The 22996-nt window shown below is 30.4% G+C and carries 19 protein-coding genes; 8 read left to right on the top strand and 11 right to left on the bottom strand.

Annotated features, from left to right (window positions below):
- The first annotated feature begins 66 nt into the window (after positions 1 to 66).
- Both WH52_RS08140 and WH52_RS08135 read left to right on the top strand, forming a co-directional pair.
- Positions 67 to 900 (top strand): universal stress protein, encoded by an 834-nt coding sequence (locus WH52_RS08140; RefSeq protein ID WP_086030455.1) that lies wholly within the window; start codon positions 67 to 69, stop codon positions 898 to 900.
- A gap of 103 nt (positions 901 to 1003) precedes the next feature.
- Positions 1004 to 2827 (top strand): DUF885 domain-containing protein, encoded by a 1824-nt coding sequence (locus WH52_RS08135; protein ID WP_086030454.1) that lies wholly within the window; start codon positions 1004 to 1006, stop codon positions 2825 to 2827.
- A 66-nt stretch (positions 2828 to 2893) separates the two neighbouring features.
- On the opposite strand, the gene WH52_RS08130 is transcribed toward WH52_RS08135, so the two are convergent.
- The 3 genes from WH52_RS08130 to WH52_RS08120 are packed head-to-tail and all read right to left on the bottom strand — an operon-like array spanning position 2894 to position 5593.
- Positions 2894 to 3601, bottom strand: a complete 708-nt coding sequence (locus WH52_RS08130) for a DUF4369 domain-containing protein (RefSeq protein WP_086030453.1) — start codon at positions 3599 to 3601, stop codon at positions 2894 to 2896.
- Positions 3602 to 3640: 39 nt separating this feature from the next.
- Entirely contained in the window at positions 3641 to 4906 is a 1266-nt protein-coding gene (locus WH52_RS08125) for a DUF819 family protein (protein WP_086030452.1), read from the bottom strand.
- A gap of 45 nt (positions 4907 to 4951) precedes the next feature.
- A complete protein-coding gene (locus WH52_RS08120) occupies positions 4952 to 5593 on the bottom strand; it encodes a DUF2490 domain-containing protein (protein ID WP_086030451.1) in 642 nt (213 codons plus the stop codon).
- A 107-nt stretch (positions 5594 to 5700) separates the two neighbouring features.
- Between WH52_RS08120 and WH52_RS08115 the strand changes: the two genes are divergently transcribed.
- The gene (locus WH52_RS08115; RefSeq protein ID WP_086030450.1) at positions 5701 to 6402 is read left to right on the top strand and encodes a hypothetical protein; all 702 of its coding nucleotides are present in this window, start codon (positions 5701 to 5703) and stop codon (positions 6400 to 6402) included.
- Positions 6403 to 6447: 45 nt separating this feature from the next.
- Here WH52_RS08115 and WH52_RS08110 read toward each other — a convergent pair whose 3' ends face one another.
- The 6 genes from WH52_RS08110 to WH52_RS08085 form a co-directional block, all read right to left on the bottom strand.
- On the bottom strand, positions 6448 to 9651 hold the full coding sequence (locus WH52_RS08110; RefSeq protein ID WP_233131536.1) for a WD40/YVTN/BNR-like repeat-containing protein: 3204 nt from the start codon (positions 9649 to 9651) through the stop codon (positions 6448 to 6450).
- Positions 9652 to 9746: 95 nt separating this feature from the next.
- Positions 9747 to 9911 carry an Arc family DNA-binding protein gene (locus WH52_RS08105; protein WP_086030449.1) on the bottom strand — a complete coding sequence of 55 codons (165 nt, stop codon included), beginning with the start codon at positions 9909 to 9911 and terminating at the stop codon, positions 9747 to 9749.
- Positions 9912 to 9913: 2 nt separating this feature from the next.
- Positions 9914 to 10837: an alpha/beta hydrolase gene (locus WH52_RS08100; RefSeq protein WP_086030448.1), complete on the bottom strand. Its 924-nt coding sequence runs from the start codon at positions 10835 to 10837 to the stop codon at positions 9914 to 9916.
- A complete protein-coding gene (locus tag WH52_RS14975; protein ID WP_198938417.1) occupies positions 10834 to 11328 on the bottom strand; it encodes a hypothetical protein in 495 nt (164 codons plus the stop codon). Before WH52_RS14975 ends, WH52_RS08100 begins: the two co-directional genes overlap by 4 nt.
- Before the next feature lies 1 nt (position 11329).
- The gene (locus WH52_RS08090) at positions 11330 to 11488 is read right to left on the bottom strand and encodes a DUF4177 domain-containing protein (RefSeq protein WP_086030447.1); all 159 of its coding nucleotides are present in this window, start codon (positions 11486 to 11488) and stop codon (positions 11330 to 11332) included.
- Between the two features lie 12 nt (positions 11489 to 11500).
- A complete protein-coding gene (locus WH52_RS08085; RefSeq protein ID WP_086030446.1) occupies positions 11501 to 12361 on the bottom strand; it encodes an SPFH domain-containing protein in 861 nt (286 codons plus the stop codon).
- A 121-nt stretch (positions 12362 to 12482) separates the two neighbouring features.
- Here WH52_RS08085 and WH52_RS08080 point away from each other — a divergent pair, with 121 nt between their 5' ends.
- The 3 genes from WH52_RS08080 to WH52_RS08070 all read left to right on the top strand — a co-directional run bounded on the left by WH52_RS08080 (position 12483) and on the right by WH52_RS08070 (position 14485).
- Complete coding sequence (locus WH52_RS08080; protein ID WP_086030445.1) at positions 12483 to 13265, top strand: S1/P1 nuclease; 783 nt, start codon at positions 12483 to 12485, stop codon at positions 13263 to 13265.
- 117 nt (positions 13266 to 13382) lie between these two features.
- Complete coding sequence (locus WH52_RS08075; RefSeq protein ID WP_086030444.1) at positions 13383 to 13868, top strand: TlpA disulfide reductase family protein; 486 nt, start codon at positions 13383 to 13385, stop codon at positions 13866 to 13868.
- Between the two features lie 11 nt (positions 13869 to 13879).
- Entirely contained in the window at positions 13880 to 14485 is a 606-nt protein-coding gene (locus tag WH52_RS08070; protein ID WP_086030443.1) for a thioredoxin family protein, read from the top strand.
- A 34-nt stretch (positions 14486 to 14519) separates the two neighbouring features.
- Here the strand turns inward: WH52_RS08070 and WH52_RS08065 are convergent, their stop codons facing one another.
- Both WH52_RS08065 and tsaD read right to left on the bottom strand, forming a co-directional pair.
- Positions 14520 to 16370, bottom strand: coding sequence for an LTA synthase family protein (locus WH52_RS08065; protein WP_198938416.1), 1851 nt, complete (start codon positions 16368 to 16370; stop codon positions 14520 to 14522).
- A gap of 52 nt (positions 16371 to 16422) precedes the next feature.
- A complete protein-coding gene (gene tsaD / locus WH52_RS08060) occupies positions 16423 to 17451 on the bottom strand; it encodes a tRNA (adenosine(37)-N6)-threonylcarbamoyltransferase complex transferase subunit TsaD (protein WP_086030442.1) in 1029 nt (342 codons plus the stop codon).
- A gap of 191 nt (positions 17452 to 17642) precedes the next feature.
- Between tsaD and WH52_RS08055 the strand changes: the two genes are divergently transcribed.
- A complete protein-coding gene (locus WH52_RS08055; protein ID WP_086030441.1) occupies positions 17643 to 22052 on the top strand; it encodes a translocation/assembly module TamB domain-containing protein in 4410 nt (1469 codons plus the stop codon).
- Complete coding sequence (locus WH52_RS08050; protein ID WP_086030440.1) at positions 22053 to 22979, top strand: DUF368 domain-containing protein; 927 nt, start codon at positions 22053 to 22055, stop codon at positions 22977 to 22979.
- Positions 22980 to 22996 lie beyond the last annotated feature (17 nt).

Here is a 22996-nt window from a genome sequence, read left to right as displayed (position 1 = left end):
ATTTATATCATAAAATTTCATCAAATAGTGAGTTAACTTTATCCTAGAATTTAAAACTCACTTAAAATGAAAAAAATAATTGTCCCTGTAGATTTTTCAGACTATTCAGAAAGAGCTTTACAAACTGCAGCGTTCTTTGCAAAAGAGCAGAATGCTGAAATTGTAGTAGTTCATATGTTAGAACTTTCTAATGCAGTAATTAACCAATCTCAATCTTATATTCAAGAAGAAGCGGTATTCTACATGAAGTTGGCAGAAAAAAGATTTAAAGAGTTTTTAAATAAGCCATACTTAGAAGGAATAAAAATTACCCCAATTATAAAGCACTTTAAAATTTTTAGTGAACTAGATGTATTAGCAAGAGAAGAAGAGGCAGATTTAATTATTATGGGCTCAAAAGGAACTAGCGGAATGCAAGAAATATTTGTTGGTTCTAATACCGAAAAAGTTATTAGACATTCAAAAACTCCAGTTTTAGTAATTAAAGAAGAAGCTATTACAAGTTCATTAAAGAAAGCTGCATTTGCATGTGATTTTTCAGACGATGATATCGATCCGTTATTAAAGGCAGAAAAGTTATTTAGTACTTTAAAATGTCCGTTAGAGTTGGTGTATGTAAGAACACCTTATGTGAAGTTTAAGAGTACAAAAGAACTAAATGAAAGAATAAAACTTTTCTTACATAAACTACAAGATTCGGGTCTTACTGAAGACAAAATTCATGTTGTTTCAGAATATTCGATTGAAGAAGGGTTGAGGTATTTTGTAACACAAGAGAATGTAGATGTTTTAGTAGTTGCTACACATGGTAAAAAAGGATTTACACATTTCTTTGAAGGTAGTATTTCTGAAGACGTAGCAAATCATAGTAATTTCCCTGTTTTAAGTTTTAAAATATAACAGAGTTAGTATTTGTAAAAGAGCTTAGTTTTTACTAAGCTCTTTTGTTTACATCTTATCATGACTAGTAATTTTGTATCTTCCGTCCATTAAATTATTATTCATGAAAATTAAATATTATTCAGTAGCCTTATTTCTAGGAATACTATTAGTTTCTTGTAAAAAGGAAAATAAAACTGAACCTCTTAGCAAAGAAAAAATTGCAACCGAGTCGAAAAAAGCAAATGCCTTTTTCGACAAACAATTTAAAGAGAATTTAGATCGTCACCCTATGTATCAAACCTATTTAGGTATTAAAAAAGATGCTGATAAATGGAATGACATTTCTGATGAATTTGCTAAAAAAGAATTAGAGCATGCAAAAACAGCATTGGCTTGGTTACAAGACTCAGTAAATGTAAAGGCTTTAGATAATGCTACTAAACTAAGTTACGATTTATTTAAACAGCAATTAGAAAACCAAATAGCCGATTTTAAGTATCGTTTTCATACCTATCCTGTAAATCAAATGCACGGGATGCAAGCAGAAATTCCAGCATTTTTAATTAATATGCATCAAATTTCAAATGAAAAAGATGCAGAAAATTATATCGCTCGATTACAAAACTTAAAACCTTTATTTGAGCAATTAGTAACAAATTTAAAAGAGAAAGAAGCAAAAGGAATTATGCCTCCTAAGTTTGTTTTTGCAAAAGTATTAGAAGATAGTAGAAACTTAATTAAGGGAACACCATTCGACAAATCTGGTAAACCAAGTACATTAGAAAATGATTTTAATGCTAAAGTAAACAAACTAGATGTTGATGCTAAAGTAAAAGAGAGTTTAAAGAAAAGAGCTAAAGAGGCAATGGTAAAAGCTGTTTTACCAGCTTATCAAGGTTTAATTGAAACTCTTGAAGCTCAAGAAAAGGTAGCTTCAACTGATGATGGTGCATGGAAATTACCAGAAGGAGAAGCTTTTTTTAATAATGCCTTAAAAAGAACAACGACTACCGATTTAACTGCTGAAGAAATTCACCAAATAGGATTAAAAGAAGTAGCAAGAATTCATGACGAAATGCGTGCTATTATGAAGAAAGTAGGGTTTAAAGGTACTTTAAAAGAGTTCTTTAAATTTATGAAAGAAGACAAGCAGTTTTATTTTGAAGATTCTAAAAACGGTAGAGAAGAGTACATGACTAAAGCTACTCATATGATTGATAGTATGAAAACTCGCCTTGACGAATTGTTTATTACAAAGCCAAAAGCTGCTTTAATAGTAAAAGCTGTAGAACCATTTAGAGAAAAATCGGCAGGAAAGGCATTTTATCAGCAACCAGCTTTAGATGGATCGAGGCCTGGAACATATTATGCAAATATGTATGATATGGCGAGTATGCCTTCTTATCAAATGGAAGCATTAGCATACCATGAAGGAATTCCAGGACATCATATGCAAATTGCCATTGCTCAGGAGTTAAAAGACGTACCAATGTTTAGAAAGTTCGGAAGATATACAGCTTATGTTGAAGGTTGGGGGCTATATTCTGAGTTTATTCCAAAAGAAATGGGCTTTTATGCAGATCCGTATTCAGATTTCGGTCGTTTAGCAATGGAGCTTTGGAGAGCTTGTCGTTTAGTTGTAGATACAGGAATTCATGCAAAAAAATGGACTCGTGAAGAAGGAATAAAGTATTATACAGATAATACTCCGAATGCAGAATTAGATGCTATAAAAATGGTTGAACGTCATATAGTAATGCCTAGTCAAGCAACAGCTTATAAAATAGGAATGCTAAAGATTTTAGAGTTACGTAAAAAAGCGAAGGATGCTTTAGGTGATAAATTCGATATTCGTAAGTTTCACGATGTAGTTTTAACAAACGGTCCGTTACCATTAAATGTATTAGAAACTAAAGTAGACGAATACATTTCTTCGGAAAAATAAAAACTCTCATAAAATAAAAAACTCGATGTTTACACATCGAGTTTTTTATTTATATAAAATCTTTGATTATTTAGCTTCTTTAGCTTTTACTTCATCAACAAATTTTTGTAATCTTTTTCCGTAATTAGAATTTCTAACTTTATCACTTAAGCTATTATTAATAGTATCTAATAACTTAATATTAGCATCAAATAATTCTGTTAAAGCTATATAAGGAGCCGCTTCGCTATCAGCATTAGAAATAGCAAAATTTGTAGTAAATAAAAATCTACGACGTACTAATTTTTTATAGTCATCTTCTAATTTTTGTACTCTCTCATCATCATTCGTTTTACGAGCTTCAATATCTTGCTTAATAAAATCTAAACGTTTTAAAGTAAATTGCTTGTTTATTTCACCAAATTTTTTCATTACTTCTTGGTTTTTAGAACCAGTAATTTCTGGTTTAAAACCAAACTCTTCAATATTGTCGTTAATTGTAATTTCTCCTTTTTCTCCAAAGAACATAAGACGCTTGTCTTTAGTTTTACCACCATCAAAAGTTAAGTAATACATCACAGGAGACTCAACATTGTCTGTTAAAGCGAAAGTATCTTCTCCTTTAAGTGTTACTGAATCAACAGAAACAATTAAAGTATCTTTCATTTTTTGTAAATACAAAGTTCCTTTTTTAAGTCCTTTGATTTGACCTTTAACAATCATGTTGCCTTCTTTCTTAGAAGAACAAGCAAAAGCGATGATAGCAATTGCAAAAAGAGCAATAATTTTCTTCATTGGGTTCAAAATTTTGAAATGCAAATATGCAGAATTCTCTTAAACTTTAGAGGCAATTTCCATTAAAATTGTACAAAGTATTGCACCGTAAGTTCCTACAACATAGCCAAACACAGCTAATAAAACACCTACACTGGCTAAAGACGGGTGAAATGCAGCCGCAACTACAGGTGCACTTGCAGCACCACCAACATTGGCTTGACTACCGACAGCTAAGAAAAAGTATGGAGCTCTAATTAATTTAGCTACTAATATTAATAAACCTGCATGAATTGCCATCCAAACTAATCCTATGACAATTAACCCTGGATTTTCAATGATTTTCGATAAATCCATTTTCATACCAATAGTAGCAACTAAAACGTAAATAAAAATGCTTCCTATTTTACTAGCTCCAGCACCTTCGTAGTTTTTAGCTTTGGTAAATGATAGTCCTATTCCTATGGCGGTTGCTATGGTAATCATCCAAAAGAATTTTGAAGAAAAAGATGATAATGCTGAAGATTTATCGGCAACAGCTTCAAAATTATTTTTTAAAAACGAAGAAATGTTTTCTGCTCCGAAATGAGCAAAACCAACAGCACCAAAAACCAATGCTAACATAATCATATAATCAGTTAAAGTTGGGTTTCTCTTAATACTATCGGCAAATGAACTTACTTTTTGTTTTAATTCTTCAATGGCAGAATTATCGGCTTTTAACCAATTATCAATCTTGTTAGATTTTCCTATTCCAATTAAAATTAATGCCATCCAAATATTAGCAACTACAATATCAACCAATACCATTCCGCCATATTTTTGTGGATTGTATTGATAAATTTCTAACATGGCTGCTTGGTTAGCTCCCCCGCCAATCCAACTTCCTGCTAAGGTCGATAAACCTCTCCATACAGCATCGAAACCAACACCGCCAACGGTTTCAGGAGATACTAACGATATTAATAATATTGCAATTGGCCCTCCAATAATAATTCCTATAGTACCTGTAAAAAACATGATTAATGCTTTTGGTCCTAGATTAAATATTGCTTTTAAATCAATACTTAAGGTCATTAAAACTAAAGATGCAGGTAATAAATATCTACTAGCTATGTAGTATGTTTTTGATGTATCGGCAGAGATAATTCCTAAGGAATTAAAAATAGCAGGAATTAAATAACACATTAAAAGTCCTGGAACAATTTTGTAGAATTTTTTCCAGAAACCGGTTTCTTTACTTTCAGTATAAAATACAAAACCTAAAGAAAGCATAAGTATACCAAAAACAATTGCGTCGTTGGTAAAAAGAGGTTGATTTTCCATAAATAGTTGTTTTGTAGCTAAAATAGAGAATTCTTTTTTGAGGTATTAGTGATTAAGCGCTACACCAATTTGTATTCTATCAAAAGTTCTATCATTAGCATCTCTAATATTCATATATCCTAATTGAAGTTTTACCATTTTAGATACTTTGTATTTAAAACCAGCACCTAACCAATTTTGATTAAAGTTTTCACCTTCAAAATCCATAAAAATCTCATCATATAAATAAGTAGACCATTTTCCTGAAATAGGATAGCTTAAACCTAATTGATAACGTAAAAAATGTCCAGTTCCTGATTCAAAAAAACGTTGTTCTGCTCTTAAACGATGTGCCAAACCTAATTTAGCTATAGCATGTTTAACGTTGAAATCTTCATAAATTCTATTTTCATAACCGTCACCACCATTTAGGTCATAAGTTTGATCAGTATTTAAAAATGCTTGACCAACAGTAATGCTTAAGTTTTTGTTTATTTTATAGTTTACCCCCAAACGAGATATAAATTGTTGTAAGTCATCTCCAACTTCAAAAAAACGGAAATGAGCCATAGTTTTTAAACTGAATTTTTCTGATAATTTATGTGTCCCATTGTACATGTACCAAACACCTAATTCTTTTTCTGCTTTTGTTTGACTATTAATTGTAATTGAGATTAAGAAAATAAATAGTAAAATAAATTTCTTCATGATATAATTATAAAACTTAAGATTGAAGCCAAAAATAGGGAAAAGATAATTCTTGAAGCTCTTATTTTAAAAATAGTACATTTACCTCTTTTAAAAATTAAATTATTGTGGAGGAAGAGTTAGAAAGATTATCAATATCAGAGTTAAAAACTGAATTATTTGCTTTTTTAAATTTTGAAAAGGGAATTCCGTTGGCATATGTTTCTATGTTTAAAAAGCCATATAAAACGATTCAAACATACTTAAATAAAGATAGACGCCATATAATAAACCCACTTAAGTATTTGTTATTAAGTGTAGCAGCTTATACGCTATTAGTAAATTATCATAAAGGTTTTCAGAATTTTAAAACTGAAGCTAATAAAGCTAACGAAAAAGGCTTTGAAAGTTTAAAAAACCTTTTCAATGAAAATTTATATGAAAAGTTTTTAATGGCTCAGGACTTTTATTTGTCCTCTATAAATTTAGTGTATTTATTCGCTGTGCCTGTAGTTGCATTAATAACATATTGGTTTTTTAAGAAGTATAATTATATCGAAAATTTAGCGATTCATTGCTATATGTTTGGTACAGCAAATTGGACAAGTTTTCTAGTGATGTTGCTAACTTTTGCTTTTGATGTTTCAGGAAACATTATGTATTTGCTGATGCTTTTTACATATTCAATAATTTCATATTTGCTAAAGAATATTTACCAATTAAAATGGATAACTGCTTTAGCTACTCAATTGTTGTTACTATTTGTTTTTATGATTATAGGACAACTATGTTTAATAGGAATATTTTTGTATTTTATAATCTTCACATAAAAAAAGAGCCTGTTACAAATAACAGGCTCTTTTTTTTAGTAGAAGCTATTCTACAGAAAAACTCTTTGTTTTCTTAAATGGAGATAACTGAATTTTTTCAATAAACTCACGATATTCTTTCCAGTCTTTATTAAAGAAAGCATTAGTATTATTTACTGCTTTTTCTAAAGCTTCTTTAAACTGATTGATTAAACGAGTTTCTGTAGCAGTTTGTTTTCCAAAGCGACTACCTACATACCAACGAGCAGTTCCTAAACGTTGACTTACATTTGTTTCAGGATTTCGAGTAATACCTTGTCTCTTATCAACTTTCCCTAAGTAAGCATTAATCAGAGTATCTATTTTTTTACTAATCTGAGTAGATTTTTTAATAGCATCTTTGTATTTCTTTTTATCCTCTTTTGTTAATTTGGTTTTGTAATTAGCTACAATTTTTTTGCTTTGTACTAATTGTTTCACCGCATCTGCCATTGTTTTTTGATATTTTTCTAGAGACTTACTAGTACCATATTTTTCTGAAATATCATTAGAGTTTATTTGTAATCTAGGGTCGAACTTTACAGTGATATCTTGTTCTGAAGTTTTATCACCAAAAGTAATTTTTAAACGATATGTTCCTGGTTTAACGCGAACTCCTCCAGGTTCTCTTCGTTGTTTTCTAATAGTTCTCGATGGTCTAGCAACCCCCTTTTCGTTATAAAACCAGTACATTTTATGAACACCATTTTCTTTAGGAGCTTTTTGTTTTAAAGTTCTAATTAATCGATTTCCGTCAAAGATTTCTAGCTTTATAGAATCGTATTTTACTACGGCTTTCTTTTCAGTATTATTGGTGTTTTTCTTAGTTTTTTTACCTTCTTTTTTCTTTTCTGGTTTATTTACATAGTAAGAAATCATAGCACCACGTTTGCGGTTTTCTCCATTGTAAATAGCATCTGCACCAAATCTACTTCCTGTTGGTTGTTGATAAGCGGTCATGTAAGCAGTTGGAGGCTCAAATAACTGAATGTTGTTTTTTAATACAGTATTGTTTTTTGCCATTTCACGTAGCGGACGAATATCATCTAAAACCCAAGCGGCTCTACCAAAAGTACCTATAACCAAATCATGTTCTCTTGGATGAATTACTAAATCTTTTACAGAAACAGTAGGAAAACCTTTTGTCCATTTCGTCCATTTTTTACCTGCATTTAAAGAAACGTATAAACCGTCGTCCGTTCCTAAGAATAATAAGTTTGATTCAATAGGATCTTCTACAATGCTTAAAGCATAACTTTTTACATCATTTTCATTTATAATACGTTCCCATGTTTTTCCATAATCTTTAGTTCTATAAGTATATGGTGTATAATTGAATCGTCTGTAATCATTAGCAACTAATAATGCTTCTCCTTTATTTTTGTTGGAAGCTTTTATTTGTGCAATCCAACTATTTGCAGGTAACCCTTTGATGTTTTTAGAAATATTGTTCCAAGTTTTTCCTCCGTCTTTTGTGATTTGTACTTGACCATCGTCTGTACCAATCCACAGCATATCTTTTTCTAAAGGAGAAGGTTCTACAACCAAAATTGTACAATGATTTTCTGCACCTGTAGCATCCATGGTTAATCCACCACTTTCCGATTGCTTTTGTTTAGATTTATCATTCGTAGTTAAATCGGGAGAAATGATTTCCCATGTTAATCCTTTGTCGGTTGATTTATGTACGAACTGACTTCCGAAGTAAATAGTTGAATTATCAAAAGGATCAATATTTATTGCTGAATTCCAATTGAAACGTAATTTAGTTTTTGGATTTGGATGTGTTGGTCTTACTGTATAATTATTACCTGTAACATGATCGTAACGAGACACGAATCCTTGTTGACTCATCGTCCAGCCGTAACGAGAATTATCTTTGTCTGGAACTACATCAAATCCGTCACCAAAACTAATTTCTTGCCAATATGAATTACGGATTCCTTGAGATTTCCATACATAAGCAGGACCTCTCCAAGAACCATTATCTTGCATTCCTCCATAAACATTGTACGGATATTCGTTGTCTACATTAATATGATAGAATTGAGCTACGGGTAAATTACCAATGAAACGCCAAGTTTTACCTCCGTCTTTGGTAATGTTTAACCCGCCATCGTTTCCATCAATCATAAACTTACCATTTTTAGGATGAATCCACCAAGCATGGTGATCTGGGTGTACTCCGTTAGAAACTCCATAAGCAGGCATTAATTGTTTGAAAGATTTTCCACCGTCTTGAGAAACGTTTACATAGGTGTAGATCGAATACAAACGGTTTTCGTTTTGTGGGTCTACATAAATTTCAGAATAATAAAAAGGGCGGTTACCAATACCTCTATTTCCTGATTTATTATTAATCATTTTCCATTTGAATCCACCATCTTCACTTTTGTATAAAGCATTCTTTTTAGCTTCTACTAAAGCATATACAACATTCGGGTTAGATTGTGAAATTGCAACACCAATTCTACCTAAATCTCCTTTAGGAAACCCTTCTTTGTTGGTTACTTTTTTCCAATTATCGCCACCATCGTGTGTAATGTATAATCCGCTTCCTTTTCCTCCAGATTTAAAGAACCAAGGATCGCGTTTGTGTTCCCACATGGCTGCAATTAATTTGTTTGGATTAGAAGGATCCATCACTAAATCAGCAGCTCCTGTTTTTATATTGTTGAATAAAATTTGTTTCCATGTTTTACCACCATCAGTAGTTTTGTACACGCCTCTTTCCTTGTGTTCTCCCCAAGGTGAACCTATAGCGGCAACATATACAATATCTGGATTGTTTGGGTGGATGATAACACGATGTATATGACGTGTTTTTTCAAGTCCCATTAATTTCCATGACTTACCACCGTCTAGTGATTTATAAATTCCGTATCCACCATTTAAACTGTTACGTGGATTTCCTTCACCTGTACCAACCCAAATAACACTTGGATTGGATTGTTGAATAGCAAGAGCACCTACAGAGGCAGTTACTTCATTATCAAAAATAGGTTCCCATTTTACGCCACCAGAAGTAGACTTCCAAACTCCACCCGATGCAGTTCCTACATACATAATATCTGGATTTTTTTCTACTACATCAATTGCAGTAACACGTCCGCTCATTCCTCCTGGACCAATGTTACGTGGTTTCATGTTTTTCACCAAATCCATTGAGAATTCTTGTGAGAATACAATAGAAGCCATGGCGAAAAAGAATAGTGTAAATATTTTTTTCATGTAAATGTTAGTTGATTATAAAATTTGAAGATACAAAATAGAAAAGCGCTCTATACTTTTGTAGAACGCTTTTAACATATGATTAAGAAAAATAGTTATTCTTCTTTCTTTTTTGGTGCACGATTGGCTTCTTTTAAAGCTTTCATAAGCATCCATTCAATCTGACCATTGGTAGATCGAAATTCATCAGAAGCCCATTTTTCAATAGCCTTCAGCATATCTTCATTTAATCGCAATGCGAATGCTTTTTTCTTTGCCATGGTTATTTGTTTACAAAGGTAACAATGGTTTTTATTAATTCTTTAGATAGAGGAAAATCTGCTTTAAAATACGAAGTTTTGTTATCAATAACAGAATTTACTTCTTTTAAAACATGATTCATTTTATCAATAATTACTAACTCTGATTTTAAATTAGCTTGATGTAATTTTCTAGCTTCCTCTACTTTTACTTGTAAATCACTTGTTCCGTTAATAATTAAAATAGGAATGTTAAGTTTTTTTATTTCTTCGGAAGGATTGTATTGCATCCAAGATTTTATAAAAGGTTGATTTCTTTTATGTAAAAGAGAAACCAGCATAGGGTTCACTTCTTTAATCTTATCAGTTTCATTTAATTCTTTAAAATGTGCTTTAGCAATTGAATCTAGATAAGGGGCTTTCTCGCTAATTTGTTTTATGATAGCTTTATCTGCAGCTAGTGAGGGACCAGCAATAGAGATTATCTTATCTACATTTTTTGAAGCTAACATAGCAACCAAAGAGCCTTGGCTGTGTCCTATTAAAATAATTTCAGAAAAGCGATTGTCTTTTTTAAAATGATTTATAACAGTGTTTACATCAGAAACATAATCTTCAAACAATACTCCTTTTAGTAAAACAGCTCTGTTGTTTTTGTTAGCAGTTCTTTTATCGTAACTAAAAAAAGCAATGTTCTGTTGGTTTAAACTATCTCTTAATTGTTTAATATAATTAGCATTTATTCTTGGGGCTTGATTACCATTTCTATCTACATTTCCAGAACCGTGTACCCAAATTAATAAAGGAGTTTTTTCTTTGGTAAAACTTAAAGTTCCTGCTAGTTCAATGCTATCGTTTTTTATTAATATTTCTTCAGTTGTAACTTGTGCGAAAGAAAAGATTATACTGATAAAGAAAATAATGATATGTAATGTTGCTCGTATCATGAGTTTAAATTTTGATAATATTTAATTACTTGTTTAGCGTTATTTTCTTGTTGAGTACCTATCAAGAGTTTTTTACCAGATTTTAATTCTAATTGAATTCCAATATCTCCAGAAACATTGATTGCTGTTCCTTTTCCTTTATTCCAAAGAGCTCCTCCTTTTAATCCCCAACCACCGTATTCTGAAATCGGATCGTATTTTCTAACATAGACTTTTTCAATTTCATTCCACTTAATTAATCTAGATTTTAAATGAAACGGAAAGAATTGATAATGAATTCCTTTTTCGTCTATTCTCGTTTTTAATTTAAAGAAGAAAATAAATCCAGTAGCAAAAAGTATTAAAACTAATGTCCAGCTTAAATTTAATAAACTGGTTTTACCATGTAAATATTCACGAATAATCATAATTACAGGAACAATAGTACTTACAGCCAATAAAACTATTAACCATAATTGCATAAATCGTTGTTCTTCTTTAAAAATTCTCATATTATCGGTTTTTGTCTCTTTCAAAAACTACTCGTGTAGATTGTTCTGCAATATGAATTACTTTCCAACCATTTCGAGCATGTTCATTTAAAAAATCTTCTAAGTTTTTATTGTTTTTTGAAAAACTAACCTTCCAACTTTCGACTTTGTATTCTTTCATATATGTTATTTTTTAATGACTTAAAGTGCCAGTATTAACAACTGGAGAAGCTTCTTTGTCCCCACATAAAATAACTAATAAATTACTAACCATAGCTGCTTTACGTTCTTCATCTAGTTCTACTATTTCTTTTTTGTTAAGTTCTTCTAAAGCCATATCTACCATATCTACAGCTCCTTGTACAATTTTATGTCTAGCGGCAACAATAGCGGTAGCTTGCTGACGTTTCAACATAGCACTAGCAATCTCTTGAGCATAAGCTAAGTAACCAATTCTTGCTTCCAAAACTTCAATACCAGCAATAGATAATCGTTCTTCTAATTCTTTTTCTAAAGCATCGCTAACTTCATTTACACTAGAACGAAGTGTTATATCTTCTTCATGACCTTCATCAGCGAAATTATCATAAGGGTACATGCTTGCTAATTTTCTTACAGCTGCATCGGTTTGAACACGCACAAAATTTTCATAATTATCAACATCAAAAGCAGCTTTAAAAGTTTCAGTAACTCTCCAAACTAAAATAGTAGAAATCATTACTGGGTTTCCTAATTTGTCATTAACCTTTAAACGTTCACTGTCAAAGTTACTAGCTCGTAAAGAAATGGTTTTCTTTTTATATAATGGATTTGCCCAATAAAGTCCGTTTTGTTTTACAGTACCTACATATTTACCAAAAAGTAAAATAACTTTTGATGAATTTGGGTTTACTAAAATAAATCCGAATGATAAAATAAAAGCTACTACTGAAACTAATATAAATATTGGGTTTTCTGTATTAACTGTAAAGTATATTCCTAAAATGAATAATGCAAGTACAATTACAAACATTAAATATCCGTTCGCTGGTTTAATAATTTTTTCACTGTCCATAGGTTGTTGTTTTTAAAATGATATCAAAATGATATTGTAAATATATAAAATTAAATTTAAATCTTAAAATCACCATAAATATTTTTTATACCTTAGCTTAAAATTCTAATTAAATTAACTGATGATTACACGTTTTTTATTTGTTATATGTTTAAGCTTTTTAAGTTCAACAATATTTTCAAATAATGATATTTGGGGGCCAACAGGTCATAGAGCAACAGGAAAAATTGCTGAAAAGCATTTAACAAAAAGAGCTAAGAAGAAAATAGATAAATTGCTAAAAGGAGAAAGTTTAGCATTTGTTTCGACTTATGCAGATGAAATTAAATCTGATAGAAAATATAGTAAGTACTACCCTTGGCATTATGTAAATATGCCATTAGATACAGATTATGAACATGCTGAAAAAAATCCTAAAGGAGATTTAGTTACAGGAATAAATCATTGTATTAAAGTTTTAAAAGATGAAAATAGCACAGAAGAAGATAAACGTTTCTTTTTAAAGATGTTAGTTCATTTGGTTGGAGATTTACATCAACCACTTCATATTGGTAGAAAAGAAGATAAAGGAGGAAATACTATTCAGGTTCAATGGCATAGAAAAGGAAGTAACTTACACAGAGTTTGGGATGAAAATATGCTGCATAAGTGGGATATGAGTTATATTGAATTGGCGGAAAATGCTCAAGATTTATCGAAAGCTCAAATCAAAGAAATTGAAAAAGGTGATGTTTTAGATTGGGTAAAAGACACGCATCAATTAACTAAGAAAGTATATAGTTCTGCTAAAACAGGTGATAAACTAAGTTATCGTTATTCGTATTTGTATTTTCCAGTTGTTAGGCAACAATTACAAAAAGGAGGAATTCGTTTAGCAAAACTCTTAAATGAAATTTTTTGTTAAACAACAGGTTTTTAATATAAAAAACATCAAGCTCAAATCATTTTGATTTGAGTTTTTTTGTTAATGTTTCGTTAATTAATAAATGAGAAAAGCTCGTTTTTTCTAATTTTAAAAATCATGAAAAATCTATTAAAACTACTTGTGTTATTATTAGCTTTAGGATGTAGTAAACCAAAAAATAATTCTTTAGCAATTTTTGATTATAAAGGTTTACAGCCTTTGCTAGAAAAATCTGATAATATAACTTATGTTGTCAACTTTTGGGCAACTTGGTGTAAACCGTGTGTTAAAGAATTGCCAGCTTTTGAAAAATTAAAAAAAGAATATTCTGAAAAAGGAGTAGAAGTAATCTTGGTAAGTCTTGATTTTCCTAATCAGATAGAAAGTTCATTAAAACCATTTATAAGAAAAGAAAAATTACAATCGAAAGTTGTAGTTTTGGATGATCCAGATCAAAACAATTGGATTCCAAAAATCAATGAAAAATGGTCAGGATCTATTCCAGCTACTTTAATTTATAATAAAGATAAAAGGGAGTTTTTCGAACGATCTTTTACTTACGAAGAATTGGAAGGAGAATTAAAAAAGTTTATTAATAAATAAAATCAATATACATGAAAGCAATTAAAACAATAGGAGTATTAGCACTGTTTTTAGTTACAGTAGCTTTTACGATAAAAGATGGATATAAAGTTGGTGATAAAGTAGAAGACTTTTCTTTAAAAAACGTAGATGGAAAAATGGTTTCCTTGTCTGATTTTGACTCAGCAAAAGGATTTATTGTAGTTTTTACATGTAATCATTGTCCGTATTCTAAAATGTATGAAGATAGAATTATAGCATTAGATAAAAAATACAAAGAGAAAGGTTATCCTGTAATAGCAATTAATCCTAATGACCCAAAAGCATCTCCTGGAGACGATTTTGAATCGATGATGGAAAGAGCAAAATCGAAAGGATTTACATTTCCATATCTATTTGACAAAGGACAAAAAGTGTATCCTAAATTTGGAGCAACAAGAACTCCACATGTTTTTATTTTAAATAAAAATAAAGGAGATTTAAAAGTAGCTTATATCGGAGCGGTTGATAATAATGCTAGAAATGCATCAGATGTTTCTGAAAGATATGTTGAAACTGCAGTAGATGAGTTATTAAGTGGTAAGGAAGTAACCAATAAAGAAACCAAAGCAATTGGTTGTTCAATAAAAGTACAATAATAAAAAAGGCTAGTTTAAAACTAGCCTTTTTTATTTACCGTGTCATAAAATCTTGAAAAGCTTCTTGGGTAATAGAAAAACCTAAAGAATCTAAATTTCGAGTATTTCCTTCTTGTATTACTGGTTTGTTACTGATATAATCGTAGACGAAAGTTCCATCTTTGGTTACTGTTCCAAATCCTTTATTAAAAATATAATGAGCGTATTGATTTGAGTTCTCATTAAATATATTTTTACCCCAAGTGAACTTCGATTTACCTCCATTTAATAGATCAAGAAGCGTATATGCAAAATCAGATTGAGCAGCAACTGTATTCACAGTAATTCCTTTTTGTTTTAGAGCACCTCCTAGCCACAACATTGGTATTTGAAAACGTACCGGTGCATTAAAATATCCTTTGTGCTTTGGTAGTGGGTGACCATGGTCTGACATAATTACAACTAAAGTATTACCCCACCAAGGTTGTTTTTTAGATTCTTCTATGAATTTACCAATGGCTTTATCGGTATATGCTTGAGAGCTTCTGTATAAATTATCTTCAGAATCTTTCCCAAACTTATAAGTATCTGGAAATTCAAAAGGCTCGTGACTTGTTAAAGTAAGTGCAGTAACAAAAAATGGTTCTTGTTGAGGTTGAGCTAAATCTTTAGAGAGTCTTTCTAAAAATATATGATCGTGAGCTCCCCATTTAGAATTCCAATTTTCTTTATCGAACTCACTTCCGTCTACAACCTTATCAATATTTCCATTTCTAATGTACGTATTAATATTTCCGAAGTTAATATCACCTCCATAGTAAAAAGAGGTATTATAACCGATGCTTTTCATTTCTTTTTGTAGAATAGGAAGATTACGAGTTTTATGTGGCATTTTTATAATACTCGAAGTTGCTTGCGGATAGTATCCACTCAAAATAGCCACTAAACCTTTGTCGGTTCTATCCCCATTTCCATAGAAATTTGTGAATAAAATTCCTTCTTTTGAAAGCTTGTTTAGGTTTTCAGTCACATTAGGTTCTCCACCTATTGATCCTACAACTTTTGAAGATAAGCTTTCCCAAACGATAAGTATAACGTTAGGTTTGTCAGTTTTTAAAATTGAATCTAAAGAAGAATTTTGTAAATCAGAATTTCTTCTCTTAATAATATTTTTGGCAATCTTTGAATCGAATTTTTGATAAGGATTTTTATCTTCAACTTTATGGCTTAAAGTGTTTCCAAAATTCCAAGCATAGTTTACAGCAGCATGATTGGCAAACATATTTTTAGAAAAATATACATTACTTTGATTGATTGGGATTAATTGCAACCCACCACGTAGAGGAATTATTAAAGACCCAAATAGTAAAAGAAAAACTGGAGTTTCCCAAATTTTACCTTTCTCTAGGTTAAAAGTAATAGCATTAATTATTTTATTAAATATGTAAACAAAACCTAATGAAAGTAGTAGCCATCCTAAAATACCTCCAATTAATTCAAAGGTAGAAATAGAGGCCAGCATTATTTTCGGAGTATTAATGTAATTTAATAAGGTGGAATCTACTCTTGCTCCCCAAGAGGCATATAAACCTATATCGATTAACATTAACAATGTTGTTAAAAATAGAATAGGAAACGTATACGTTTTTAGAATAAATTTTATGAATCTCTTTGGAATCCAGATACTAAAAATTATTAATAAAAAAGGGAACAAACTCAAATATGAAGCAAAAGACATATCGAGTCTAATTCCGAAGACAAAAGTGTTTACAATGCTTACAAAATCTAATTCGCTTGTTTTGTCATGATAAAATGAAAGAAATAAGAAGCGAGCAATAAAAAAATAACCTACCCAAGTAAAAAAGTAGAGTAGGTTTACTAAAAATCTATTTTTGAAAGTTTTCATTTGTGAGGGGAATTACAACATATGTTGTGTTTTTTTTTATTAAAAGAGTGATTTACTCCGTAACTTTTAAACGAGCTTGAGCCGTTACTGAAACATCAGAATACGTTTTGTTTAAATATTTTAAATATCCAGTAATTGCAATCATTGCAGCATTATCGGTAGTGTATTCAAATTTAGGAATATAGGTTGTCCATCCCCAATGCTTTTCTGCTTGTTGCAAACGTTTTCTAATTTCTGAATTTGCTGAAACTCCACCAGCAATAGCAATATGTTTTATACCAGTTTGCTTAACTACATTTTTAAGTTTGTCCATTAAAATTTCTATAATGGTATGTTGAATAGAAGCACAAATATCATAAAGATTCTCTTTTATAAAATCAGGATTCTCTTTTACATTTTTCTGAATGAAATAAAGAATTCCAGTTTTTAAGCCGCTAAAGCTAAACTCTAAATCACCAACTCTAGGTTTGGTGAATTTAAAAGCTTTAGGGTTTCCTTGTTTAGCGTATTTGTCAATTAATGGACCACCAGGATATGGGAGTCCTAGAATTTTAGCAGACTTATCAAAAGCTTCACCAACGGCATCGTCAATAGTTTCTCCTAAAACTTCCATTTCAAAATGATTGGTTATTTTTACTATTTGAGTATGACCACCACTAATGGTTAAGCATACAAATGGAAAAGGTGGAATTTTAGCATCTTCTTCCTCAATAAAATGTGCCAAAATATGCGCTTGCATATGATTTACATCTATTAAAGGAATATCTAAACCTAAAGCAAGTGATTTTGCAAAAGAAGTTCCGACTAATAAAGAGCCCATTAATCCAGGTCCTTTTGTAAAAGCAATGGCGCTTAAGTCTTCTTTTGTAATTCCAGCTTGTTCAATAGCTTGTTGAACCACAGGAACTATGTTTTGTTGATGTGCTCTAGAAGCTAATTCAGGAACCACACCACCATATTTAGCATGTACTTCTTGATTAGCTACAATGTTACTTAGCACTTTTCTGTTACAAATTACCGCTGCACTTGTATCGTCACAAGACGATTCAATTCCAAGTATATAAATTGGTTTTTGACTCAAAATTTTCTTAAAAAATAAGTTTAGAAAGCAAAAATATTGAATATTAGTTAAAATTGAACGTTCTTTGTGCTAATTGGCAATGTTTTTGATTTAGCAAACTACTTTTGTTAATCATTTAATACTATAAAACAATAAAAAAAGGGGGTAAAATATTATTACGTATTCTAAAGTACATTGTACTTTTTTTGTTGTTGATAATTGTTTTATTTTCAATTCCAGCTGTTCAAACTCAATTAGCTAAAATAGTTACCAAAGAGGTAAACAAGAGTTTAGGAATAAACTTAGTTATAAAAAAATTAGACTTATCTTTTCTAGGAAGTGTTCAATTAAAAGGAATTGAAATTCGAGACCATCATAAAGACACTTTAATTTTTGTAAATAGGCTAAGTACTTCGCTGTTAAATGCAAAAAAGATTTTAGAAAATCAGGTTGATTTAGGGAGTGCAACATTAGAAGGTGTTAACTTTCATCTAAAAAACTATAAAGGAGAAAAAGAAGATAACCTCAGTGTATTCTTAGAAACTTTTGAAGACGGGAAACCTAAAGATCCAAAGTCTACTCCTTTTGTATTAAAGACTTCTAATATTTATATAGATGGATTAAACTTTAAGCTTATTGATTTAAATAAGAAAGATTCACTTGAGTTTTCAGCTTTAAATGGAGGAGGTAATTTACAAGATTTCTCAGTTGTTGGTCCTAATGTATATATGAAAATAAGAGGACTCTATTTTACTGAAAATAGAGGCGTGAAAGTAACCAATATTACAACAGATTTTACGTATACAAAAACCAAAATGTTGTTTAAGAACGCTTTATTAGAGACGAATAATAAGTCGAAAGTAAAAGCAGATATTAAACTTTCATATAAGAGAAAAGATTTAGCAGATTTTAATGATAAAGTAAACATTGACGCAACTTTTCATAAAAGTGCATTGTCGATTAAAGATTTAAAAAAGTTTTACAACGAGTTAAGTAGTAATGACCTGTTAACTTTTACAGGTAGTGTTAATGGGGTTCTCAATAATTTTAGCGTAAACAAACTAAACATGTACTCTAAAAGGGGCATGAAAATAAAAGGAAACTTAGGTTTTGTTAATGTTTTAAACACAGATAGAGGTTTTGTTTTCGATGGAGATATAGAGAATGTTACGGCAAACTATCAGCAGTTAAAAAACACATTGCCTAATCTTTTAGGGAAAACACTACCAACTGAATTTAGAAGACTTGGAAATTTTACATTATCAGGATTGTTAAAGGTTACTCCAGAACAAATGGAAGCTACTTTAGCGATAGATTCTGAGATTGGAACTACGATTTCTGATTTACAATTAACCGAAATAGATGATATTGATCACGCTTCCTATTCAGGAGAAGTAGAATTTATAGATTTTGATTTGGGTAAATTTACTAATGATCCTATTCTAGGAAAAATAACATTGCAAGCAGATGTTAGTGGAAGTGGTTTTAGTGTAGATAATATTAATACTATAATAATAGGAGAGGTAGATAATCTTGATTTTAATGGCTATAATTATAAAAAATTAAGTGTAAATGGTCAGTTTCAAAATAAGAAATTTGATGGTTTGTTACATGCAAAAGACGAAAATTTTAAACTAGAGTTTGAGGGATTAGCAGATTTTTCTTCAGAAATTAATAAGTTCGATTTTAAAGCAAAAATAGCAGAGATTGACCTTAAAAAAACCAACTTGTTTACAAGAGACAGTATTTCAAAAATTAAAGGAAATGTTAAGTTAGATATTTCAGGGAATACTCTAGATAATATTGTTGGTAAAGCTACTTTTAATGAATTGATTTATACAAATCAAAAAAGAAGTTATCCGTTTAAGAATTTCTCAGTAATTTCTTCTGTAAAAGATAGTATAAAAACAATTAAAGTGGCATCTGCAGATATTGTAAATGGAGAATTGAAAGGAAAATTTACTTTTGAAGAACTATTACCTATTACAGAAAATGCATTAGGAAGTGTTTATACGAATTACGAACCGCATCCAGTAGCAAAAAATCAATATTTAGATTTTGATTTTACAATTCATAATCAGATTGTAGATATTTTTCTTCCTCAGATTTCTATTGGAGAAAATACTCGTTTAAAAGGAAGAATAAACTCTGATAAAAACTCAATGAAACTTACATTTTCATCTCCAAAAATTGATGCATACGGAAATGTTGTGAATAAGCTGTTACTTAGATTAGATAATAAAAATCCGTTATATAATACGCACTTAACAGCCGCAGAAGTTAATAACAAGTTTTATAATATTAAAAAACTGAATTTACTTAACAGAACAAAAAACGATACACTTTTCTTTAAATCTATTTTTAAAGGGGGAGATAAAAATTCAGAGAACTTTAATTTAGATTTCTTTTATACAATTGATGAATTAAAAAAATCGGTTGTAGGAGTACAAAAATCGATGTTAAGTTATAAAGGTTTTGATTGGACTATAAATCCAGGAAACAATAATAACAACAAAGTTGTTTTCGATTTAAAGAAAAAAGATTTTGAATTTAGTCCGTTTTTATTAACATCAAAAGATCAAAAAATTGAATTTAAAGGAGCTTTAAGAGATAGTACTTACAAAGATTTACAAGCAAGATTTACAAAAGTTAAATTAGAAAGTTTTTTACCACCAGTAGATAGTTTAAAACTAAACGGAAAATTAAACGGAGTTATCGACTTTAAAGAAGATAATGGAGCTGTATCACCAAAAGGAAATTTACTAGTTGAAGAATTTCAAATTAATAATTTTGAACAAGGAGATTTAGCATTAAACGTAACAGGAAATAACTCATATGAGAAATTCGATGTTAACTTGTCTTTGGTTCATAAAAAGGCAAAAAACATATCAGCAACAGGAGGTTTAGATTTTAGCGGAAAAAGACCAACTATAGATTTAGAAGTGTTCTTAAAAGATTATCAATTAGAAGCATTTAGCCCTTTAGGAGAAGAAGTACTTTCTAAATTAAGAGGTAGAGTTTCTGGGAATTTTACAGCAACAGGATTTTTAAGAAATCCGGATTTTTACGGAACTCTAAATTTTGAAGATGCAGGTTTAAAGTTTCCTTACCTAAATGTAGATTTCGACTTAAAAGGAAATACTACGGTTGAATTAGAGAAGCAGCAATTTAAATTGAATAATGTAATTCTTACCGATACCAAGCATGATACCGAAGGATATTTGTCAGGAAGTTTTGCTCATGAGAATTTCGAAAAATGGTTTTTAGATTTAAAACTTAATACAGAAAACTTATTAGTTTTAGATACCAAAGAATCTGAAGAAGTACCGTATTATGGTACAGGATTTATAAAAGGAGATGCACGTATTACCGGACTTACAAGCAATTTAAGTATTAGAGTGGAGAATGCAAAAACACAACCAGGTACTGTTTTTGTAATTCCTTTAAGCGACGTAAAAACTATTGATAATTATAAATTAATAAGGTTTAAATCAGATAAAAAAGAACTTACCGATAAAGAAAGAGCAATTGAAGATATTAAAGGATTAAATCTTACTATTTTTCTAGAAGTAACAAACGATGCGCTAGCTCAAGTTGTAATTGATAAAGTTGCAGGGAGTGATTTAAAAGGTAGAGGAGAAGGAAATTTATTTATTGAAATTGATACTCGAGGAAAATTCAACATGGTTGGAGATTTAAATGTAGACGAAGGAGTGTATAATTTTAAATATGCAGGAATTTCAAAACCATTTAAGGTACAAAAAGGAGGTAATATTTCTTGGACAGGAAATCCGTTAGATGCCGAATTAGATATTACTGCTGTGTATAGAACCAAAGCAAACCCAGCACAATTGCTAGATAATATTAATTCGAGTCGTAAAATTCCAATTGACTTATATACTAAAATTACTGGAAGCTTATTTGAGTCAAAACAAGAGTTTGATATTAAAATTCCGAATGCAAATTCTACCGTAGCATCCGAATTAGAATTTGTTTTAAACGATAATGATATTAATACAAGAACGCAGCATTTTGTGTCGCTTTTAGCTTTAGGAACTTTTTATAATGAAGATAGATTAGGTAGTAATGTTGCTGCAGGTTTAACAGGAACAGCTTCAGAAATTGCCTCAAGTATTTTATCAAATTTATTAAATAAAGATGGAAGTAAATTTCAAGTAGGAGTTGGATATACTCAAGGAGATAGAGGGAATATTAACAATTTAAATACAGATGATCAGGTAGATGTTTCATTAGCAACTCAAGTAAGTGATCGTGTAATTGTAAACGGTAAAGTAGGAGTTCCTGTAGGTACGAATACGCAAACCAATGTTGTTGGGGAAGTTAAGGTTGAAGTACTGTTAAATGAAGAAGGTACTTTAAGAGGAACGGTTTTTAATAGACCTAATGAAATACAAAACAACGTAGAAGAAGAAGGGTATACGCAAGGTGTAGGTATATCATATCAAGTAAACTTTAATAATTTATCTGAACTTGGTCAAAAATTAGGGTTGAAGAAAAAGAAAAAGGAAAAAAAGGAAAAAGAAAAAGACACTGTAAAAGTTAAAAAGAATAAATTCGTACGTTTTAAGAGTAAAAAGAAAGATACAACTAATCAAAACTAAATGAATCGATCTATTAAAGACTATATGTTAATTGCTGGAAAAGGGTTAGCAATGGGAGCAGCCGATGTTGTTCCAGGAGTTTCTGGAGGAACTATTGCATTTATATCAGGTATTTACGAAGAGTTATTAACTTCAATAAGTAGTATAAATTTAAACTTACTTTCAGTATTAAGAAAAGAAGGATTTAAAGCTGCATGGAAACAAGTAAATGGAAATTTCTTAGCATCATTGTTTATAGGAATTTTTATAAGTATTGTTTCATTAGCAAAAGTAATTTCTTGGTTATTGGAGAATCACCCAGTTTTATTATGGTCTTTTTTCTTCGGATTAGTATTGGCAAGCGTATTATACATTGCTAAACAAATAACAAAATGGAATGTGTTTTCAGTCTTACTACTAATTATAGGTGCAGCATTGGCGTATTATATAACGACATTAAATCCGTTGGTTAGCGAAAATTCATCACCTTTATTTATGTTTTTAGCTGGCGCAGTAGCAATTTGTGCTATGATATTACCAGGTATTTCAGGATCGTTTATCTTAGTTTTGTTAGGAGCATACAAGCCAGTTTTACAAGCAGTAAATAATAGAGATTTCGTTACAATAGCTACAGTTGGTTTAGGGGCAGTTGTTGGGTTGTTAACTTTCTCGAGAGTTTTAAAATGGTTGTTTGCACATTATAAAAACTATACATTGGCTATTTTAACAGGGTTTATAATTGGATCGTTAAATAAAATTTGGCCTTGGAAAAAAGTGTTAACCTACAGGACGAATTCACACGGAGAACAAGTTCCTTTTAATGAATTATCAGTTTCTCCTTTTTCATTCGATGGAAATCCACAGTTAATGCAAGCAATAGTTTTAGCAATTGTTGGGTTCGGATTAATTCTTTTACTAGAAAAAATAGCAGTAAAAAAGCAAGCATAAAATCACTAACTTCGTTC

The organism is Tenacibaculum holothuriorum (genome assembly GCF_002120225.1).
Classification (GTDB): Bacteria; Bacteroidota; Bacteroidia; order Flavobacteriales; family Flavobacteriaceae; genus Polaribacter; species Polaribacter holothuriorum.
Note: the sequence above shows the minus strand (reverse complement) of the source record. Positions and strands in the feature narration are given on the sequence as shown.

Coding starts and splice junctions, on each gene's coding strand:
- WH52_RS08140 (WP_086030455.1), top strand. CDS start 67: ATGAAAAAAATAATTGTCCCTGTAGATTTTTCAGACTATTCAGAAAGA.
- WH52_RS08135 (WP_086030454.1), top strand. CDS start 1,004: ATGAAAATTAAATATTATTCAGTAGCCTTATTTCTAGGAATACTATTA.
- WH52_RS08130 (WP_086030453.1), bottom strand. CDS start 3,601: ATGAAGAAAATTATTGCTCTTTTTGCAATTGCTATCATCGCTTTTGCT.
- WH52_RS08125 (WP_086030452.1), bottom strand. CDS start 4,906: ATGGAAAATCAACCTCTTTTTACCAACGACGCAATTGTTTTTGGTATA.
- WH52_RS08120 (WP_086030451.1), bottom strand. CDS start 5,593: ATGAAGAAATTTATTTTACTATTTATTTTCTTAATCTCAATTACAATT.
- WH52_RS08110 (WP_233131536.1), bottom strand. CDS start 9,651: ATGAAAAAAATATTTACACTATTCTTTTTCGCCATGGCTTCTATTGTA.
- WH52_RS08105 (WP_086030449.1), bottom strand. CDS start 9,911: ATGGCAAAGAAAAAAGCATTCGCATTGCGATTAAATGAAGATATGCTG.
- WH52_RS08100 (WP_086030448.1), bottom strand. CDS start 10,837: ATGATACGAGCAACATTACATATCATTATTTTCTTTATCAGTATAATC.
- WH52_RS14975 (WP_198938417.1), bottom strand. CDS start 11,328: ATGAGAATTTTTAAAGAAGAACAACGATTTATGCAATTATGGTTAATA.
- WH52_RS08090 (WP_086030447.1), bottom strand. CDS start 11,488: ATGAAAGAATACAAAGTCGAAAGTTGGAAGGTTAGTTTTTCAAAAAAC.
- WH52_RS08085 (WP_086030446.1), bottom strand. CDS start 12,361: ATGGACAGTGAAAAAATTATTAAACCAGCGAACGGATATTTAATGTTT.
- WH52_RS08080 (WP_086030445.1), top strand. CDS start 12,483: ATGATTACACGTTTTTTATTTGTTATATGTTTAAGCTTTTTAAGTTCA.
- WH52_RS08075 (WP_086030444.1), top strand. CDS start 13,383: ATGAAAAATCTATTAAAACTACTTGTGTTATTATTAGCTTTAGGATGT.
- WH52_RS08070 (WP_086030443.1), top strand. CDS start 13,880: ATGAAAGCAATTAAAACAATAGGAGTATTAGCACTGTTTTTAGTTACA.
- WH52_RS08065 (WP_198938416.1), bottom strand. CDS start 16,370: ATGAAAACTTTCAAAAATAGATTTTTAGTAAACCTACTCTACTTTTTT.
- WH52_RS08050 (WP_086030440.1), top strand. CDS start 22,053: ATGAATCGATCTATTAAAGACTATATGTTAATTGCTGGAAAAGGGTTA.